Source organism: Pseudomonas sp. RA_35y_Pfl2_P32, assembly GCF_963970735.1.
Taxonomy (GTDB): Bacteria; Pseudomonadota; Gammaproteobacteria; order Pseudomonadales; family Pseudomonadaceae; genus Aquipseudomonas.
Genome location: NZ_CAXAQF010000015.1, coordinates 57,044 through 75,689, shown reverse-complemented (window position 1 = coordinate 75,689; position 18,646 = coordinate 57,044). Strand labels below are relative to the sequence as shown.

General features: G+C 60.1%; 17 protein-coding genes. 15 read left to right on the top strand and 2 right to left on the bottom strand.

From position 1 onward, the window contains the following. Positions 1-127: 127 nt before the first annotated feature. Positions 128-2,830 carry a [protein-PII] uridylyltransferase gene (locus tag AACY45_RS16550; protein ID WP_339546444.1) on the bottom strand — a complete coding sequence of 901 codons (2,703 nt, stop codon included), beginning with the start codon at positions 2,828-2,830 and terminating at the stop codon, positions 128-130. A gap of 38 nt (positions 2,831-2,868) precedes the next feature. Continuing rightward, positions 2,869-3,651, bottom strand: a complete 783-nt coding sequence (gene map, locus AACY45_RS16545) for a type I methionyl aminopeptidase (RefSeq protein WP_339546443.1) — start codon at positions 3,649-3,651, stop codon at positions 2,869-2,871. A 371-nt stretch (positions 3,652-4,022) separates the two neighbouring features. Here map and rpsB point away from each other — a divergent pair, with 371 nt between their 5' ends. The 15 genes from rpsB (at position 4,023) to rnhB (ending at position 18,640) form a co-directional block, all read left to right on the top strand. Then, on the top strand, positions 4,023-4,760 hold the full coding sequence (gene rpsB / locus AACY45_RS16540; protein ID WP_003219330.1) for a 30S ribosomal protein S2: 738 nt from the start codon (positions 4,023-4,025) through the stop codon (positions 4,758-4,760). Positions 4,761-4,951: 191 nt separating this feature from the next. Continuing rightward, entirely contained in the window at positions 4,952-5,815 is an 864-nt protein-coding gene (gene tsf, locus AACY45_RS16535; protein WP_339546524.1) for a translation elongation factor Ts, read from the top strand. Between the two features lie 209 nt (positions 5,816-6,024). Next, entirely contained in the window at positions 6,025-6,768 is a 744-nt protein-coding gene (pyrH, locus tag AACY45_RS16530) for a UMP kinase (protein WP_011059526.1), read from the top strand. Beyond that, positions 6,765-7,322 (top strand): ribosome recycling factor, encoded by a 558-nt coding sequence (gene frr, locus AACY45_RS16525; protein WP_339546442.1) that lies wholly within the window; start codon positions 6,765-6,767, stop codon positions 7,320-7,322. Before pyrH ends, frr begins: the two co-directional genes overlap by 4 nt. A 13-nt stretch (positions 7,323-7,335) precedes the next feature. Next, positions 7,336-8,091: a polyprenyl diphosphate synthase gene (gene uppS, locus AACY45_RS16520; protein ID WP_095166791.1), complete on the top strand. Its 756-nt coding sequence runs from the start codon at positions 7,336-7,338 to the stop codon at positions 8,089-8,091. After that, positions 8,091-8,897, top strand: coding sequence for a phosphatidate cytidylyltransferase (locus AACY45_RS16515; protein ID WP_339546441.1), 807 nt, complete (start codon positions 8,091-8,093; stop codon positions 8,895-8,897). Before uppS ends, AACY45_RS16515 begins: the two co-directional genes overlap by 1 nt. Then, complete coding sequence (gene ispC / locus AACY45_RS16510; RefSeq protein ID WP_339546440.1) at positions 8,894-10,084, top strand: 1-deoxy-D-xylulose-5-phosphate reductoisomerase; 1,191 nt, start codon at positions 8,894-8,896, stop codon at positions 10,082-10,084. Before AACY45_RS16515 ends, ispC begins: the two co-directional genes overlap by 4 nt. 54 nt (positions 10,085-10,138) lie before the next feature. Then, complete coding sequence (rseP, locus tag AACY45_RS16505; RefSeq protein WP_339546439.1) at positions 10,139-11,491, top strand: sigma E protease regulator RseP; 1,353 nt, start codon at positions 10,139-10,141, stop codon at positions 11,489-11,491. 72 nt (positions 11,492-11,563) lie between these two features. After that, entirely contained in the window at positions 11,564-13,939 is a 2,376-nt protein-coding gene (gene bamA / locus AACY45_RS16500) for an outer membrane protein assembly factor BamA (protein ID WP_339546438.1), read from the top strand. Positions 13,940-13,984: 45 nt separating this feature from the next. Next, positions 13,985-14,488, top strand: coding sequence for an OmpH family outer membrane protein (locus AACY45_RS16495; RefSeq protein WP_339546437.1), 504 nt, complete (start codon positions 13,985-13,987; stop codon positions 14,486-14,488). Positions 14,489-14,491: 3 nt separating this feature from the next. Then, a complete protein-coding gene (gene lpxD / locus AACY45_RS16490) occupies positions 14,492-15,547 on the top strand; it encodes a UDP-3-O-(3-hydroxymyristoyl)glucosamine N-acyltransferase (RefSeq protein WP_339546436.1) in 1,056 nt (351 codons plus the stop codon). Between the two features lie 108 nt (positions 15,548-15,655). Next, positions 15,656-16,096: a 3-hydroxyacyl-ACP dehydratase FabZ gene (gene fabZ / locus AACY45_RS16485; RefSeq protein ID WP_027619040.1), complete on the top strand. Its 441-nt coding sequence runs from the start codon at positions 15,656-15,658 to the stop codon at positions 16,094-16,096. Continuing rightward, positions 16,093-16,869, top strand: a complete 777-nt coding sequence (gene lpxA / locus AACY45_RS16480) for an acyl-ACP--UDP-N-acetylglucosamine O-acyltransferase (protein WP_339546435.1) — start codon at positions 16,093-16,095, stop codon at positions 16,867-16,869. The genes fabZ and lpxA overlap by 4 nt, the downstream gene beginning before the upstream one ends. Before the next feature lie 2 nt (positions 16,870-16,871). Further along, positions 16,872-18,002, top strand: coding sequence for a lipid-A-disaccharide synthase (gene lpxB, locus AACY45_RS16475; RefSeq protein ID WP_339546434.1), 1,131 nt, complete (start codon positions 16,872-16,874; stop codon positions 18,000-18,002). An 11-nt stretch (positions 18,003-18,013) separates the two neighbouring features. Beyond that, positions 18,014-18,640 carry a ribonuclease HII gene (gene rnhB, locus AACY45_RS16470; RefSeq protein WP_339546523.1) on the top strand — a complete coding sequence of 209 codons (627 nt, stop codon included), beginning with the start codon at positions 18,014-18,016 and terminating at the stop codon, positions 18,638-18,640. Positions 18,641-18,646 lie beyond the last annotated feature (6 nt).

The following is an 18,646-nucleotide window of genomic DNA, read 5'->3' as shown; positions in this document are numbered from 1 at the left end:
CTGTGTAATGCAGCAGATCCAGCGTGGGAGCGGGCTTGCCCGCGATAGCGGTGGATCAGCCACTGTGGGTCTTGAATGTGCTGGCGCCATCGCGGGCAAGCCCGCCCCCACAGGGGGAAGCTGGGAATCAAATGCTCAGGCGCGACAGCTTGATCTCCGGTTCCTGGGTGACGCTCAACTGCTCGACGATTGCATCCTGCAGTCGGCGGCACAGCTCCGGGTCCGAGAGCGGCTGGTTGTGGGCGTCGGTTATGAAAAACACGTCTTCGACCCGTTCGCCGAGGGTGGCAATCTTGGCGTTCTGCAGCGACAGGTCGAATTCGAGGAATATCCCGCCGATTCGTGCGAGCAGGCCCGGGCGGTCCGGGGCGCTGAGCTCGAGCACGGTGACCGGGCGGTGGGCATCGTTGTGGATCGTCACCTGGGGCGCGAAGGCGAAATGCTTGAGCTGGCGCGGTACCCGCCGCTGGATGATGGTCGGGTAGTCGTCCGGGTTGCGCAGCGCGTCGGTCAGGCCGTCGCGGATTTGCTTGACCCGGGCCGGGTTGTCGCCAATCGAGTCGCCATCGGTGTCGAGCACGATGTAGGTGTCGAGGGTGAACTGGCTGGTGGAGGTGATGACCCGGGCGTCGTGAATGTTCAGGTTGAGCTGGTCCATCGCGGCCACGGTCACGGCGAAGAAGTCGTGCTGGTCCGGTGCATAGATGAAGATCTGGGTGCCGCCCTCGAACTCGCGCTGGGTGGTCTCCTTGATCAGGACCAGTGGGCCGCCGTCGGCCGGCTGCTGGAGGATCGCGTCACTGTGCCAGGCCACATCGCCAGCGGTGTGGCGCAGGAAGTAGTCGTCGCCCAGTTGCGACCAGAGCTGTTCGACGTCGTCCGGATCGGTGCCACCGCGGACCAGGATGTCCAGGGCCGCGCTTTGGGTCTGGCGAATCTGCTCCTCGCGGTCCACCGGGTTTTCCAGGCCGCGGCGCAAGGCGCGCTTGGTCTCGGTGTAGAGCTGGCGCAACAGGCTGGCGCGCCAGGAGTTCCACAGGGTCGGGTTGGTGGCGTTGATATCCGCGACGGTCAGTACATACAGGTAGTCGAGCCGGGTCTCGTCGCCGACCGCGAGGGCAAAGTCGTGGATCACTTGAGGGTCGGACAAGTCCTTGCGCTGGGCCGTGGTCGACATCACCAGGTGGTTTTGCACCAACCAGACGATCAGGCGGCTGTCCCAGGCGGGGAGCTGATGGCGCTGGCAGAAGGCTTCCGCGTCCACCGCGCCGATGTCGGAATGGTCGCCATGCCGGCCCTTGCCGATGTCGTGGTACAGCCCGGCCAGGTAGATCAGTTCCGGCTTGGGCAGCTTGGCCATGAGCTTGCTGGCCAGCGGGAATTTTTCGGACACCTGGGTGTACTGCAGCTTACGCAGGTGTTTGATCAGGTTCAGGGTGTGGGCATCGACCGTGTAGATGTGGAACAGGTCATGCTGCATCTGCCCGACAATAAAACCGAACTCCGGCAGGTAGCGGCCGAGAATGCCATAGCGGTTCATCCGCCGCAGGTTGCGGTGGATGCCGATCTTGCACTTGAACAGCTCGATGAACAGGCTGGTGTTGCGGATGTCGTGGCGGAAGTCGTCGTCGATCAGGTGCCGGTGTTCGCGCAGCAGGCGAATGGTGTCGGCGCGCACGCCCTTGATTTCCGGCTGCTGGGCCATCAGCACGAAGATTTCCAGCATGGCAAACGGCGTGCGCTTGAACACGTTGGGGTTGATGGCCTCGATGTAGCCGTCATGCAGTTGGAAGCGCGAGTTGATCGGCTGCGGCGGCGCTTCGTCGGCCGGGGCGAGGATGATTTCCTCGAAGTGCTGGATGATCAGGTCGCTGAGCTGGGCAATGCTCATCACCACCCGATAGTACTGCTGCATGAAGTTTTCGATGGCGTGCTTGGCGTCTTCGCCCTCAAAACCCAGCAGGCCAGCGATCGAGCGCTGGTGGTCGAACAACAAGCGGTCCTCCGAACGCCCGGCAAGCATGTGCAGGGCGTAGCGGACTTTCCACAGGAATTCCTGGGAGGAGGCCAGCAGGGCGTTCTCGCTTTCCACCAGGAAACCTTCGCCGGCCAGGGCGCGCAGGTTCAGGGTGCCGTATTGGCGGCGAGCGACCCACAGGATCGTCTGGATATCCCGCAGGCCGCCGGGTGAGCCTTTGACGTTGGGTTCCAGGTTGTATTCGGTGTCGTTGTACTTGTGGTGACGGGCCTTCTGCTCGGTGCGCTTGGCCAGGAAGAACTCCTTGGCCGGCCACATGTGCGCGGTGCTGGTGACCTCGAGCATGCGCTGGCGCAAATGCTCGGGGCCGGCAATGGTGCGACTTTCCATGAGGTTGGTGACGACCGTCAGGTCGGCGCGGGCTTCCACCGCGCATTCGTCCACCGAGCGCACGCTCTGGCCCACTTCCAGGCCGATGTCCCACAACAGGGTCAGGAAGCGCTCGATGGAGTCGCGGAAAACTTCGTGATCGGCGCTGTCCAGCAGGATCAGCAGGTCGATGTCGGAATAGGGGTGCAATTCGCCCCGGCCGTAGCCGCCGACCGCGACCAGCGCGATGTCGGCGTCTTCGCTCCAACTGAACTGGTCCCAGGCCTTTTGCAGGATGTTGTCGACGAACCAGGCGCGATCCTCGATCAGCCGGCGAATGTCCCGGCCGCTGCGAAAGCGCGTGTCGAGTACCTCGCGGGCCTGGCGGATGGCCTTCTTGAAAGCCGCAATCGGGCTTGCCTTCAGGGCCAGTTCAGCCTGGAACTGGCCGCGGTCGAAGAGTTCGGGATCCACCTGCGGCATCGATTGGCTTTCCTTTCTATAAGGCTGGGAACGGCAGGTCAGGCAGAAACGCGAGGGATGGTGTCATCGCTGCGCAAGGTGAAGATCTCGTAACCGGTTTCGGTCACCAGCAGGGTGTGTTCCCACTGGGCGGAGAGCTTGCGGTCCTTGGTGATGGCGGTCCAGCCATCGCCCAGGACCTTGGTGTCGGCCTTGCCCTGGTTGATCATCGGCTCGATGGTGAAGGTCATGCCAGCCTGCAGTTCCATGCCGGTACCGGCACGGCCGTAGTGCAGGATTTGTGGCTCTTCGTGGAACACTTTGCCGATGCCGTGGCCGCAGAACTCGCGCACCACCGAGAAACCGTTCTTTTCAGCGTGCTTTTGGATCACTTCGCCGATGTCGCCCAGGCGGCAGCCGGGTTTGACGATTTCGATGGCCTTGTACATGCATTCCTGGGTGACCTGGGACAGGCGCTCGGCCCAGACCGGCACGCTGCCGACGTGGAACATGCGGCTGGTGTCGCCGTGGTAGCCGTCCTTGATCACGGTGACGTCGATGTTCAGGGTGTCGCCGTCCTTCAGGGCTTTCTCATTCGGAATGCCGTGGCAGACCACATGGTTGATCGAGGTGCAGATCGACTTCGGGAAGCCTTTATAGTTGAGCGGGGCAGGGATGGCCTGCTGCTCGTTGACGATGTAGTCGTGGCAGATGCGGTCGAGCTCTTCGGTGGTGATCCCGGGCTTGACGTGTTCAGCAATCATTTCCAGCACCTCGGCGGCAAGCTTGCCGGCGATGCGCATTTTGGCGATGTCCTCTGGGGTTTTGAGGGTGACGGTCATACAGGCTCTCTCTACGCTCAGTGGCGCTTGCTATACGGAATGGGCTCTGCGTGATGCGGCGCGCAGGCCTGAAAAAGGCGATTCTAACAGACGATCACGGCAAATCCGTGGCGGCATGCATCGCTTCTCTCTATAGAATGGCGCAATCTTGAGCGATTCCAAGGGCTGGAACATTCGCGCTCGCCTGGTTTTGAGAAACCGGGTTCCGTTTTCAGCCTTGCTATGGTATAAAATGCGCCGCTTTCCGGGGATGCCCCGAAAGGCTTAAATCCACACACGTGTCGACACGATGACCTGGGTGCCTTCAGCTGAAGCTGCTGGTTGGTCATTGGGATACGTGGAGGCCAAACCCGACTTATTAAGGAACTATCATGTCCCAAGTCAACATGCGCGATATGCTGAAGGCCGGTGTGCACTTCGGTCACCAGACCCGTTACTGGAACCCGAAAATGGGTAAATACATTTTCGGCGCGCGTAACAAGATCCACATCATCAACCTTGAAAAAACCCTGCCAATGTTCAACGAAGCTCTGACTTTCGTAGAGCGTCTGGCCCAGGGCAAAAACAAGATTCTGTTCGTCGGCACCAAGCGTTCCGCTGGCAAGATCGTTGCTGAAGAAGCAGCACGTTGCGGTTCGCCGTACGTCGATCACCGCTGGTTGGGCGGCATGCTGACCAACTTCAAAACCATCCGTGCTTCCATCAAGCGTCTGCGTGACCTTGAAGTGCAAGCCGAAGACGGTACTTTCGCCAAGCTGACCAAGAAAGAAGCGCTGATGCGCACTCGTGACCTGGAAAAGCTCGATCGTTCCCTGGGTGGTATCAAGGACATGGGCGGTCTGCCTGACGCACTGTTCGTTATCGACGTTGATCACGAGCGCATCGCGATCACCGAAGCCAACAAGCTGGGCATCCCGGTTATCGGCGTAGTCGATACCAACAGCAGCCCGGAAGGCGTTGACTACATCATCCCAGGCAACGATGACGCAATCCGCGCTATCCAGCTGTACATGGGTTCGATGGCTGACGCTGTAATCCGCGGTCGCAACCACGTTGCTGGCGGCACCGAGCAGTTCGTAGAAGAAGCTCCGGTAGCAGCAGCTGAGTAATTGACGCCTTGGCGTTGACTCAGTAAGCAAAAAGGGGGCTTGGCCCCCTTTTTGCCACCTCGAAAACCATTTGTCGGCGCCCACTGCCTTTTTTGTAACGTGCGGCAGCTAACAAGGGGTGGGTCGAGAAGAATTGAACGCCCGTTCGATCGGGTGGAATGGTTGAAAACCTATCCAAGAGGAATTTGAAAATGGCAGAGATTACTGCAGCGTTGGTCAAAGAACTGCGCGAGCGTACTGGCGAAGGCATGATGGACTGCAAAAAGGCCTTGACCAAGGCTGGCGGCGACATCGAAAAAGCCATTGATGACATGCGTGCTTCGGGCGCCATCAAGGCTGCCAAAAAAGCAGGCAACGTTGCTGCTGAAGGTGCTATCGCCCTGAAGGAAGACGGTAAATCCGCAGTCCTGCTGGAGGTGAACTCTCAGACGGACTTCCTGGCTCTGCAGGACGACTTCAAGGCATTTGTTGCTGCTAGCGTTGAAAAAGCGTTCGCCGACAAGCTGACTGACGTCGCTCCGCTGATCGAAGCTCAAGAAGCTGCTCGCCTGGTACTGGTCGGCAAGGTTGGCGAAAACGTCAACATCCGTCGCCTGGCTCGCGTTGAAGGTGATGTGGTGGGTGGTTACCTGCACGGCAACAAGATCGGTGTAGCGGTTGTTCTGAAAGGCGGCGACGTTGAGCTGGCCAAGGACATTGCTATGCACGTAGCGGCTAGCAACCCTGAGTTCCTGCTGCCATCGGAAGTTTCCGCTGACGCGATCGAGCGCGAAAAAGCCGTGTTCCTGCAGCTGAACGAAGAAAAAATCAAAGGCAAGCCAGAAAACATTGTTGAGAACATGGTCAAAGGCCGTATCAGCAAGTTCCTGGCTGAAGCAAGCCTGGTTGAGCAGGCGTTCGTCAAGAACCCTGAAATCAAGGTGGGCGAACTGGCCAAGAAAGCCGGTGCCGAAATCGTTTCCTTCACTTACTTCAAAGTAGGCGAAGGCATCGAGAAGCCGGTCGACAACTTCGCTGAAGAAGTTGCTGCCCAGCTGGCTGCTGCCAAGCAATAAGACAGTTTTCAACTGTCGCCCGAAAGAGGCTGCCCGCTCACGCGCGCAGCCTCTTTTCAAATGGGAAGTCGATTTTATTTGGCATCCCCTCGGAACTGGCTTACAAAGCCGTGTTCCGATGGCGCTGTGATAGCGTCAAGCTAGAGTAAACGCAGGCTGCAAACAGCCCGCACAGAATTTTTTAAAATACGCCGCAGGAGAGATTCGCAATGGCTCAGCAGGGCAGTGGTTATCAGGCTCGCTATAAACGCATTCTACTCAAGCTTAGCGGCGAGGCCTTGATGGGCTCCGAAGAGTTCGGGATCGACCCCAAGGTGCTGGATCGCATGGCGCTGGAAGTCGGCCAACTGGTCGGTATCGGTGTCCAGGTGGGTCTGGTGATTGGTGGTGGCAACCTGTTCCGCGGCGCGGCACTGAGTGCGGCCGGCATGGATCGGGTCACTGGCGACCACATGGGCATGCTGGCCACTGTGATGAACGCCCTGGCCATGCGCGACGCACTGGAACGTGCCAATATCTCGGCCATTGTGATGTCCGCCATTTCCATGGTCGGCGTGACCGATCACTACGATCGCCGCAAGGCCATGCGTCACCTCAACTCCAAGGAAGTGGTGATTTTCGCGGCCGGTACCGGCAACCCGTTCTTCACCACCGATTCGGCCGCCTGCCTGCGCGCGATCGAAATCGATGCCGACGTCGTGCTCAAGGCGACCAAGGTTGATGGCGTGTACACCGCAGATCCATTCAAAGACCCGCATGCCGAGAAGTTTGATCATCTGACCTACGATGAAGTACTGGATCGCAAGCTGGGTGTCATGGACCTGACGGCTATCTGCCTGTGCCGCGACCACAAGATGCCGCTGCGCGTATTTAACATGAACAAGCCCGGCGCCCTGCTGAACATCGTACATGGCGGCGCTGAAGGGACTCTGATCGAGGAAGGCGAACAATGATCAACGAAATCAAGAAAGACGCTCAAGAGCGCATGGCCAAATCCCTGGACTCGCTGTCCAAGGCATTCGGCCAGATCCGTACCGGCAAGGCTCACCCAAGCATCCTGGGCAGCGTGATGGTGCCGTACTACGGTTCCGACACCCCGATCAGCCAGGTCGCCAACGTGACCGTGAAGGATTCGCGTACCCTGCAAGTGGTTGCGTTTGAACGCAACATGCTGGCAGCGGTCGACAAGGCGATCCAGAGCGCAGGCCTGAACCTGAACCCGACCAACCTGGGCGAGTTGCTGCTGATCTCCATGCCGGCACTGACTGAAGAAACCCGTCGCGGTTTCACCAAGCAGGCCCGTGAAGCGGCAGAAGACGCCCGTGTTGCCGTGCGCAACATCCGTCGTGATGCCCTGAGCCAGCTCAAGGATCTGGTCAAGGAGAAGGAAATCAGCGAAGACGACGAGCGTCGCGCCGCTGATGACGTGCAGAAGTTGACCGACAAGTTCGTGGCTGAAATCGAAGTCGCCGTGAAGCAAAAAGAAGCGGATTTGATGGCCGTATAAGGGTCGCGCTTTCATGGAAAAGACCAAGCAGCCTGCGCTGTCCACGGTGCCGCGACATGTCGCGATCATCATGGACGGCAATAATCGCTGGGCAAAAAAACGTTTCTTGCCCGGCGTTGCCGGGCACAAGGCGGGCGTCGATGCTGTGCGCGCCGTGATCGAGGTGTGCGCTGAATCGGGGGTGGAAGTCCTGACCCTGTTTGCGTTTTCCAGTGAGAACTGGCAGCGCCCGGCCGATGAAGTCAGTGCCTTGATGGACCTGTTCTTCAAGGCGTTGCGTCGTGAGGCCAAGCGCCTCAACGACAACAACATTTCCTTGCGCATCATTGGCGACCGCTCGCGCTTTCATCCCGAGCTTCAGGCAGCCATGCGTGAAGCCGAGGCGATGACGGCCGGGGCCAATCGTTTTGTCCTGCAAATCGCCGCCAACTATGGTGGCCAGTGGGACATCGCCCAGGCGGCGCAACGTCTGGCGCGAGAAGTTCAGGCCGGTCACCTGCGGCCGGACGACATCACGCCGGATTTGCTACAGACCTGCCTGTCCACAGGCGACCTGCCGTTGCCCGACCTGTGTATCCGCACCGGTGGCGAGCATCGCATCAGCAACTTCCTGTTGTGGCAGATGGCCTATTCCGAGTTGTACTTCTCCGACCTGTTCTGGCCGGACTTCAAACACGAAGCCATGCGCACTGCACTGGCCGATTTCGCTTCTCGCCAACGTCGCTTCGGTAAAACGAGTGAGCAGGTTGAAGCTGGAGCCCGGGTTTAATGCTTAAACAACGAATCATCACGGCACTGATCCTGCTGCCAATCGCCCTGTGCGGGTTTTTCCTGCTCGAAGGTTCCGCTTTTGCGCTGTTCATCGGCCTGGTGGTGACCCTGGGCGCCTGGGAGTGGGCGCGCCTGGCGGGCTTCGAGGCGCAGTCGATGCGTGTCACCTACGCGGCCGTAGTGGCGGCGATGCTGCTGGTCCTGCATTTGGTGCCCGGGCTTGCGCCTTGGGTGTTGGGTGCAGCCGTGCTGTGGTGGGGTGTGGCGACCTTCCTGGTGCTGACCTATCCCAAGACTAGCGAACATTGGGCCAGTGCCGCCTGCAAGCTGGTGATCGGCCTGCTGATCCTGTTGCCGGCCTGGCAAGGCCTGGTGCTGATCAAGCAGTACCCGCTGGGTAACTGGCTGATCATGGCGGTCATGGTGCTGGTCTGGGGCGCGGACATTGGCGCTTACTTCTCCGGCCGAGCCTTCGGCAAGCGCAAGCTGGCGCCGCTGGTCAGTCCCGGCAAAAGCTGGGAGGGGGTGTATGGCGGCCTGCTGTTGAGCCTGGTGATTACCCTGGTCGTCGGCCTGGTGCGCGATTGGACCGTAGGTCAGTTGCTCAAGGGCTTGATCGGCGCGGCCATCATCGTGTTCATTTCGGTGGTCGGCGACCTGACCGAAAGCATGTTCAAGCGTCAGGCCGGGATCAAGGACAGCAGTAACTTGCTGCCGGGTCACGGTGGGGTGCTGGATCGAATCGACAGCCTGACCGCAGCCATTCCCTTGTTCGCCGTGTTGTTGTGGATGGCCGCACCGTGAGCCGGCCACAACAAATCACCGTGCTCGGTGCGACCGGCTCCATAGGCCTGAGCACCCTGGATGTCATCGCTCGCCACCCTGAGCGTTTCCAGGTATTTGCCTTGAGCGGCTTCTCGCGCCTTAGCGAGTTGCTGGCGTTGTGCGTCCGTCATGTGCCGCGTTTTGCCGTGGTCCCGCAACCTGAGGCGGCTCGCCGCCTGCAGGATGATCTACGGGCTGCTGGCCTGCCCACCCGTGTACTGGTGGGGGAGGAGGGGTTGTGCCAGGTGGCTGCCGACCCCGAAGTGGATGCGGTGATGGCGGCGATAGTCGGTGCGGCAGGACTGCGCCCGACGTTGGCGGCGGTGGAGGCGGGCAAAAAGATCCTGCTGGCCAACAAAGAGGCGCTGGTGATGTCCGGCGCCCTGTTCATGCAGGCGGTGCACAAGAGTGGTTCGGTGCTGTTGCCGATCGACAGTGAGCACAATGCGATCTTCCAGTGCATGCCGACGGATTTCTCCCGCGGGCTGGGCAATGTCGGGGTGCGGCGGATACTGCTGACGGCATCGGGCGGCCCGTTCCGCCAGACTGCCCTGGCCGAGCTGGCACATGTCACGCCGGATCAGGCTTGCGCCCACCCCAACTGGTCGATGGGGCGCAAGATTTCGGTCGACTCGGCCAGCATGATGAACAAGGGCCTGGAGCTGATCGAGGCCTGCTGGCTGTTCGATGCCAAACCGTCCCAGGTCGAGGTGGTGATCCACCCGCAGAGCGTGATCCACTCGCTGGTCGACTACGTGGACGGTTCGGTGCTGGCCCAACTGGGCAATCCGGACATGCGCACGCCCATCGCCAATGCGCTGGCCTGGCCTGAGCGGATTGACTCTGGCGTGGCACCGCTTGACCTGTTTGCTATCGCGCGCCTGGACTTCCAGGCGCCCGACGAAGAGCGTTTCCCGTGCCTGCGCCTGGCACGCCAGGCGGCCGAGGCGGGTAACAGCGCGCCGGCCATGTTGAATGCGGCCAATGAAGTGGCGGTTGCCGCCTTTCTGGATGGGCGTGTCCGCTACCTGGAGATCGCGAGTATCATCGAGGAAGTATTGAACCTCGAGCCGGTGGTGGCTGTGGCGGATCTTGAGGCAGTGTTTACGGCGGACGCGAAAGCGCGTGTACTGGCGCAACGTTGGTTGAGCCGTCACGGGCGATAGGTGTTGCGGCAGGTTTGCCCGCGCCAGCGCTGAATAGGATTGCGGAGAAAGTAGATGAGCGCGCTCTATATGATTGTCGGCACCCTGGTAGCCCTGGGCGTGCTGGTCACCTTCCACGAATTCGGCCACTTCTGGGTCGCGCGTCGCTGCGGGGTCAAGGTTCTGCGCTTTTCCGTAGGCTTCGGCATGCCGTTGCTGCGCTGGCACGATCGCCAGGGTACCGAGTTTGTGATTGCCGCCATCCCGCTGGGTGGCTACGTGAAAATGCTCGATGAGCGGGAGGCTGAGGTACCGGCCGATCAGTTGGAGCAATCCTTCAATCGCAAGTCGGTTCGCCAGCGGATCGCTATCGTTGCTGCCGGCCCTGTCGCCAACTTCCTGCTGGCCCTGGTGTTCTTCTGGGTCCTGGCGATGCTCGGTACCGAGCAGATACGCCCGGTGATCGGCGGTGTAGATGCCGACAGCATCGCCGCCAAGGCCGGTTTGAGCCCGGGTCAGGAAATCGTCGCCGTCGATGGCGAGGCCACTTCCGGCTGGGCTGCGGTCAATCTGCAACTGGTCCGCCGTCTGGGCGAGAGTGGTGCAGTGCAGTTGTTGGTGCGCGAAGAGGGTTCCACTGCCGATACTCCCCGTGAGCTGATTCTGGACCAATGGCTCAAAGGTGCCGATGAGCCTGATCCGATTCGCTCCCTTGGCATTCGGCCATGGCGTCCGGCCTTGCCGCCGGTCCTGGCTGAACTCGATCCGAAGGGGCCGGCCCAGGCCGCAGGCCTGAAAACCGGCGACCGCCTGTTGAAACTCGATGGACAGGCGCTGACGGATTGGCAGCAAGTGGTCGATTGGGTGCGTATACGTCCTGAAACCAAAATTGTGCTGCAGGTCGAGCGCGACGGTGCTCAAATCGACGTCCTTGTCACCCTGGCAGTCCGGGGGGGCAGCAAGGCCGCCACCGGTTACCTGGGGGCTGGGGTCAAAGCTGTCGATTGGCCACCAACGATGATTCGTGAGGTCAGCTTCGGTCCTGTAGCGGCCATTGGCGAAGGGGCGCGACGCACCTGGACCATGAGTGTGCTGACCCTCGATTCGCTGAAGAAAATGTTGTTCGGCGAGCTCTCGGTAAAAAACTTGAGTGGACCGATAACCATTGCTAAAGTGGCGGGCGCTTCTGCCCAGTCGGGCGTCGCTGATTTCCTGAATTTCCTTGCTTATCTGAGTATTAGCCTGGGGGTTCTGAATTTGTTGCCCATTCCTGTACTGGATGGGGGGCATTTGTTGTTTTATCTGATCGAGTGGGCGCGTGGTCGTCCCTTGTCGGATCGGGTGCAAGGTTGGGGGATACAGATCGGTATCAGTTTGGTGGTCGGGGTGATGTTGCTTGCCTTGGTCAACGATCTGGGTCGACTGTAACGCTTCGCTGAATTGCGAATCTGCCGCATTTTGCGGCAGTTTTTATTGCCAGTTGGAATAAGAAAGGACTTCATGAAACGTCTGCTGCTAACTGCGGTTCTCACCGTATTGATGATCGCCGAAGTTCACGCCGAGTCCTTCACTATCTCCGATATTCGCGTCAACGGCCTCCAGCGGGTTTCCGCTGGCAGCGTCTTTGGTGCCTTGCCGTTGAACGTCGGTGAACAGGCGGATGATCGTCGCCTGGTCGAATCCACTCGTGCGCTGTTCAAAACCGGTTTCTTCCAGGACATCCAGTTGGGTCGCGACGGCAACGTCCTGGTCATCACGGTAGTCGAGCGTCCGTCCGTCGCCAGTATCGAGATCGAAGGCAACAAGGCGATCTCTACTGAAGACCTGATGAAGGGCCTCAAGCAATCCGGTCTGGCTGAAGGCGAAATCTTCCAGCGCGCCACCCTCGAAGGCGTGCGTAACGAACTGCAACGCCAGTACGTGGCTCAAGGCCGCTACTCGGCCACCGTTGATACCGAAGTGGTCCCCCAGCCGCGCAACCGCGTGGGCCTGAAGGTCAACATCAACGAAGGTACCGTTGCCGCGATCCAGCACATCAACGTGGTGGGCAACACGGTTTTCCCCGACGAAGACCTGATCGACCTGTTCGAACTCAAGACCACCAACTGGTTGTCGTTCTTCAAGAACGATGACAAGTACGCCCGTGAAAAGCTCTCCGGTGACCTCGAGCGCCTGCGCTCCTACTACCTGGACCGCGGCTATATCAACATGGATATCGCTTCGACCCAGGTGTCCATCACCCCGGACAAGAAGCACGTCTACATCACCGTCAACGTCAACGAAGGCCAGAAGTACAACGTTCGTGACGTGAAGCTCAGCGGCGACCTGAAAGTACCTGAAGACCAGGTCAAGGCGCTGTTGCTGGTGCAGAAAGGCCAGGTGTTCTCGCGCAAGCTGATGACCACCACCTCCGAACTGATCACCCGTCGCCTGGGTAACGAGGGCTACACCTTCGCCAACGTCAACGGCGTGCCTCAGCCGCACGACGAAGACCACACGGTCGATATCACCTTCGTGGTCGATCCGGGCAAGCGTGCCTACGTCAACCGCATCAACTTCCGTGGCAACACCAAGTCCGAAGACGAAGTGCTGCGTCGTGAAATGCGCCAGATGGAAGGTGGCTGGGCTTCGACCTACCTGATCGACCAGTCCAAGACCCGTCTGGAGCGCCTGGGCTTCTTCAAGGAAGTCAACGTCGAGACGCCGGCCGTGCCGGGTGTCGATGACCAGGTAGACGTCAACTACAGCGTTGAAGAACAAGCATCCGGTTCCATCACCGCCAGCGTCGGTTTTGCCCAGAGCGCCGGTCTGATCCTCGGTGGTTCGATTACCCAGAACAACTTCCTGGGTACCGGTAACAAGGTCAGCATCGGTTTGACCCGCAGTGAATACCAGAGCCGCTACAACTTCGGTTACGTGGACCCCTACTGGACTGCCGATGGCGTGAGCCTGGGTTATAACGCCTTCTACCGCACCACTGACTACGATGAGCTCGACACCGACGTCGCCAGCTATGCCGTGGACAGCCTGGGTGCAGGTGTCAGCGTGGGTTACCCGATCAGCGAGACGTCGCGCCTGACCTTCGGCTTTAACGCCCAGCAAGACAAGATCAAGACCGGCCAGTACACCGTCGACGAGATCTTCGACTTCGTAAACCGTGAAGGCGACCAGTACCTGAACTTCAAGGCTTCGGCCGGCTGGTCCGAGTCGACCCTGAACAAAGGCGTATTGGCCACCCGTGGTCACTCCCAGAGCGTGACGCTGGAAACCACAGTGCCGGGCAGCGACCTGTCGTTCTTCAAGCTCGACTACCGTGGCCAGTTGTTCCAGCCATTGACCGATAACTACACCGTGCGCCTGCACACCGAACTGGGCTACGGTGACAGCTACGGCTCGACGGATGGCTTGCCATTCTACGAAAACTACTTTGCTGGTGGTTTCAACTCGGTTCGTGGCTTCAAGGACAGTACCTTGGGGCCGCGTAGTACCCCGAGTCGTGGCGTTAACCCGGGTACTTCGGTCGATCCGGACCAAGACCCACTGCCTTTTGGTGGTAACGTCCTGATCCAAGGCGGTGCAGAGCTGCTGTTCCCGCTGCCGTTCGTCAAGGATCAACGTTCGCTGCGCACTTCCGTGTTCTGGGATGTGGGTAACGTGTTCGACGCCAAATGCGATCAGAGCACCAACGCCGATGGCTCGAAGTCGAAAACTCAGTGCAACGACGTCAGTCTCAGCAACCTGGCCAGCTCCGTGGGTATTGGTGTGACCTGGGTTACCGCATTGGGTCCTTTGAGCTTTGCTCTGGCCATGCCGGTGAAAGAACCGGATAACGCTGAAACCCAAGTGTTCCAATTTTCCCTCGGCCAGACGTTCTAAGCGTCTGCCCCAAGACAACGACAATGGATTTTGTAGGAGTGCATCGTGCGTAAGTTGACTCAATTGGTTCTCCTGGCAACTGTCCTGGTAGCGACCCCGGCATTTGCCGACATGAAAATCGCGGTACTGAACTACCAGATGGCGCTGCTGGAATCGGACGCGGCGAAGAAGTACGCAGTGGATGCCGAGAAGAAATTCGGCCCACAACTGACCAAGCTCAAGACCTTGGAAAGCAGTGCCAAAGGCATCCAGGATCGTCTGGTCAGCGGTGGCGACAAAATGGCCCAGGGCGAGCGTGAGCGTTTGGAGCTTGAATTCAAGCAAAAGGCCCGCGACTTCCAGTTCCAGTCCAAGGAATTGAACGAAGCCAAGGCTGTTGCCGACCGTGAAATGCTCAAGCAGCTCAAGCCGAAACTGGACAGCGCTGTGGAAGCCGTCATCAAGAAAGGTGCTTTTGACCTGGTCTTCGAGCGTGGCGCAGTGATTGATGTCAAGCCGCAATACGACATCACCCGCCAGGTGATCGAGCGCATGAATCAGCTGAAGTAATCCATGACAGCGACTAAAACCCTCGGCCAATTGGCCGAGTTCCTGGGCGCCACCCTGTGTGGCGACCCAGAGAAGACAATCACTGGGCTAGCCACTTTACAAGAGGCTGGCCCAGCTCAGTTGAGCTTTCTGGCAAACCCCCAATACCGCAAATACCTGGCCGACAGCCATGCCGCAGCCGTGTTGCTGAAGGCCGCTGACGCCGAAGGTTTTGCCGGTGACGCGCTGGTAGTGCCGGACCCTTACGCGGCGTACGCGCGGGTGTCCCACTTGTTCGATCCCAAGCCCAAGGCAGCTGCCGGTATCCATTCGACGGCGGTCATCGCGCAGGACGCAGTGGTTGACCCGGCGGCGAGCATCGGTGCCTTTGCGGTGATCGAGAGCGGTGCCCGTATTGCTGCCGGCGTCACAGTCGGCGCGCATTGCTTCATCGGTGCCCGTAGCGAGATCGGTGAAGGTGGCTGGTTGGCCCCGCGAGTGACGCTGTACCACGACGTGCGCATTGGTAAGCGGGTGGTCATTCAGTCCGGTGCGGTGCTCGGCGGTGAAGGGTTCGGTTTCGCCAACGAAAAGGGCATCTGGCAGAAAATTGCCCAGGTCGGTGGGGTGCTGGTCGGTGATGACGTGGAGATTGGCGTGAATACCGCTATCGACCGTGGCGCCTTGGCTGACACCATTCTCGGCAACGGGGTGAAATTGGATAACCAGATTCAGATCGCGCACAACGTGCAGGTCGGTGATCACACCGCCATGGCGGCATGCGTGGGCATTTCCGGCAGCACCAAGATCGGCAAGCATTGCATGCTGGCCGGCGGTGTCGGGCTGGTGGGGCACATCGAGATCTGCGACAACGTATTCCTGACCGGAATGACCATGGTCACCCACTCGATTACCGAGCCGGGTGCCTATTCTTCCGGTACGGCCATGCAGCCGGCCGCCGAGTGGCGCAAAAGCGCGGCGCGCATCCGTCAGCTCGATGACATCGCGCGACGTTTGCGCCAGCTGGAAAAGCAGGTCAGTGAAGTGACCCCTGGTGGTAATGCTTCATCAGATGGCTGATACCATTTCCATATCAAGTGTGCACAGCCGTTAGACTGCCTCCTTGATTTGCTAGAGGAGCGTGCATCAGTCGCGCGTTCCCAATCTTTACATAGGCTTCCCCCCGAAATGATGGACATCAACGAGATTCGCGAATACCTGCCTCACCGTTACCCGTTCCTGCTGGTGGACCGCGTAGTGGACCTCAATGTTGAGGAAAAGCGCATTCGTGCCTACAAGAATGTCAGCATCAACGAGCCGTTCTTCAACGGTCACTTCCCTGCGCATCCAATCATGCCGGGCGTATTGATCATTGAAGCGATGGCCCAGGCTGCCGGAATCCTTGGTTTCAAAATGCTCGACGTCAAGCCTGCCGATGGCACGCTTTACTACTTTGTCGGTTCTGACAAGCTACGCTTCCGTCAGCCGGTCAAGCCAGGCGACCAGTTGATCCTCGAAGCCACCTTCATCAGCTGCAAGCGCAAGATCTGGAAGTTTGAATGCCAGGCTTCGGTGGATGGCAAGCCCGTGTGCTCGGCCGAGATCATCTGTGCGGAACAAAAAGTATGAGTTTGATTGACCCTCGCGCAATCATCGATCCGACGGCCGTACTGGCCGACGGCGTTGAGGTCGGCCCTTGGTCGATCGTCGGCGCAGGTGTGGAAATCGGCGAGGGAACAGTGATTGGCCCGCACGTAGTGCTCAAGGGGCCGACTCGGATTGGCAAGCACAACCGCATCTATCAGTTTTCCTCGATCGGTGAGGACACCCCTGACTTGAAGTACAAGGGTGAAGAGACGCGCCTGGTGATCGGTGACCATAACGTCATCCGTGAAGGGGTGACGATTCACCGTGGGACTATCCAGGACCGTTCGGAAACCACCCTGGGCGATCACAACCTGATCATGGCCTATGCCCACATCGGCCACGACAGCGTCATCGGCAACCACTGCATCCTGGTCAACAACACTGCGTTGGCCGGGCATGTACACGTGGCTGACTGGGCGATCCTTTCCGGTTTCACCCTGGTCCATCAGTATTGCCACATCGGCGCCCACAGTTTCTCCGGCATGGGCACGGCGATCGGCAAGGATGTGCCGGCCTATGTCACGGTGTTCGGCAACCCGGCCGAAGCGCGCAGCATGAACTTCGAGGGCATGCGCCGTCGTGGGTTCAGCGAAGAAGCTATCCATGCCCTGCGTCGCGCTTACAAGGTGGTCTACCGCCAGGGCTTGACCGTGGAACAGGCGCTGACTGAGCTGGCCGAGCCTTCGGCGCAGTTTTCGGAAGTTGCGGTGTTCCGTGACTCGATCCAGTCTTCGACCCGCGGCATCACCCGCTAACCATGGCTAATCTGCGTATAGCGCTGGTGGCGGGCGAAGCTTCCGGCGACATCCTGGGTGCGGGTCTGATGCGTGCCCTCAAGGCTCGCCACCCGGCGGTCGAATTCATCGGTGTCGGCGGCCCGCTGATGCAGGCTGAAGGCCTGACTTCCTATTTCCCCATGGAGCGTTTGTCGGTCATGGGGTTGGTGGAAGTCCTGGGTCGCCTGCGTGAGCTGTTGGCCCGGCGCAAGAAGCTGATCAAGACCTTGATCGCCGAAAAACCGGATGTGTTCATCGGTATCGATGCGCCGGACTTCACCCTCAATATCGAACTCAAGCTGCGCCAGGCCGGGATCAAGACCGTGCACTACGTTAGCCCTTCGGTCTGGGCCTGGCGGCAGAAGCGCGTGCTGAAGATTCGCGAAGGCTGCGACCTGATGCTCACGCTGCTGCCGTTCGAAGCCCGCTTCTACGAAGAACAAGGCGTGCCGGTGCGGTTTGTCGGCCACACCCTGGCCGATGCCATTCCCCTGGAAGCCGACCGAGCCGCAGCGCGCGCCGAACTGGGCCTGCCGGACGGCCCGCTGGTGGCGCTGATGCCGGGCAGCCGAGGTGGTGAAGTCGGGCGCCTGGGCGGCTTGTTCCTCGATGCGGCCCAGCGGCTGCGGGCCATGCGCCCAGGGGTGCGGTTTGTCATCCCGTGCGCCAACCCGGAGCGGCGAGTGCAGCTCGAAGCGCTGCTGGCGGGCCGTGATTTGCCGGTCACCCTGCTGGACGGGCGCTCGCACCAGGCGCTGGCGGCCTGCGACGCGGTCCTGATCGCCTCGGGCACCGCGACCCTGGAGGCCTTGTTGTACAAGCGGCCGATGGTCGTGGCCTATCGCCTGGCGCCGCTGACCTACTGGATTCTCAAGCGCATGGTGAAAAGCCCCTACATCTCCTTGCCGAACTTGCTGGCTCAGCGTCTGCTGGTGCCCGAGTTGCTGCAGGACGATGCGACGCCCGAAGCGTTGGCGCTGACCCTCTCGCCGCTGATCGATGGCGGCGAAGAGCAAACCCTCGGTTTTGACCAGATCCACCGGACCCTGCGCCGCGATGCCTCGAACCAGGCCGCCGACGCGGTCCTCAATTTGATCGGCGCAGCACAATGAGTACCGTAAAGATGCAAATGGGCCTGGATTTCAACCTCGTCGCGGATGCAGAGGCGCTGGTCGCCGGAGTCGATGAAGTCGGGCGCGGTCCGCTCTGTGGCGCGGTGGTGACGGCGGCGGTGATCCTCGATCCGCTGCGCCCGATCCTCGGCCTCAATGACTCCAAGAAACTCACTGAGGCCCGGCGCGAAAAGCTCTACGACGAAATCTGTGAGAAGGCCCTGAGCTGGTGCATCGCTCGCGCTGAAATCGAAGAAATCGACGAGCTGAACATTCTCCATGCCACCATGCTGGCCATGCAGCGCGCCGTCGAAGGCCTGCACATCCAGCCAAAACTGGCGATGATCGACGGCAACCGTTGCCCCAAGCTGGCCATGCCGGCGGAAGCGGTGGTCAAGGGCGACAGCAAGGTCCCGGCGATTGCCGCGGCGTCGATCCTGGCCAAAGTCAGCCGCGACCGCGAAATGGCGGCCTTTGAATTGATTTACCCGGGCTATGGCATCGGCGGTCACAAGGGTTATCCGACCCCTGTGCATCTGGAAGCCTTGGCACGCCTGGGTCCGACCCCGATTCACCGCCGTTCGTTCGCGCCGGTGCGGCAGGCTTACGAGGCTCGCGAAGGGTTGCTCGAGCGCTAGTCCAAG

Excerpts from the sequence above, each read along its gene's own strand:
- AACY45_RS16550 (WP_339546444.1), bottom strand. The coding sequence starts at position 2,830 with ATGCCGCAGGTGGATCCCGAACTCTTCGACCGCGGCCAGTTCCAGGCT.
- map (WP_339546443.1), bottom strand. The coding sequence starts at position 3,651 with ATGACCGTCACCCTCAAAACCCCAGAGGACATCGCCAAAATGCGCATC.
- rpsB (WP_003219330.1), top strand. The coding sequence starts at position 4,023 with ATGTCCCAAGTCAACATGCGCGATATGCTGAAGGCCGGTGTGCACTTC.
- tsf (WP_339546524.1), top strand. The coding sequence starts at position 4,952 with ATGGCAGAGATTACTGCAGCGTTGGTCAAAGAACTGCGCGAGCGTACT.
- pyrH (WP_011059526.1), top strand. The coding sequence starts at position 6,025 with ATGGCTCAGCAGGGCAGTGGTTATCAGGCTCGCTATAAACGCATTCTA.
- frr (WP_339546442.1), top strand. The coding sequence starts at position 6,765 with ATGATCAACGAAATCAAGAAAGACGCTCAAGAGCGCATGGCCAAATCC.
- uppS (WP_095166791.1), top strand. The coding sequence starts at position 7,336 with ATGGAAAAGACCAAGCAGCCTGCGCTGTCCACGGTGCCGCGACATGTC.
- AACY45_RS16515 (WP_339546441.1), top strand. The coding sequence starts at position 8,091 with ATGCTTAAACAACGAATCATCACGGCACTGATCCTGCTGCCAATCGCC.
- rseP (WP_339546439.1), top strand. The coding sequence starts at position 10,139 with ATGAGCGCGCTCTATATGATTGTCGGCACCCTGGTAGCCCTGGGCGTG.
- bamA (WP_339546438.1), top strand. The coding sequence starts at position 11,564 with ATGAAACGTCTGCTGCTAACTGCGGTTCTCACCGTATTGATGATCGCC.
- lpxD (WP_339546436.1), top strand. The coding sequence starts at position 14,492 with ATGACAGCGACTAAAACCCTCGGCCAATTGGCCGAGTTCCTGGGCGCC.
- fabZ (WP_027619040.1), top strand. The coding sequence starts at position 15,656 with ATGATGGACATCAACGAGATTCGCGAATACCTGCCTCACCGTTACCCG.
- lpxA (WP_339546435.1), top strand. The coding sequence starts at position 16,093 with ATGAGTTTGATTGACCCTCGCGCAATCATCGATCCGACGGCCGTACTG.
- lpxB (WP_339546434.1), top strand. The coding sequence starts at position 16,872 with ATGGCTAATCTGCGTATAGCGCTGGTGGCGGGCGAAGCTTCCGGCGAC.
- rnhB (WP_339546523.1), top strand. The coding sequence starts at position 18,014 with ATGCAAATGGGCCTGGATTTCAACCTCGTCGCGGATGCAGAGGCGCTG.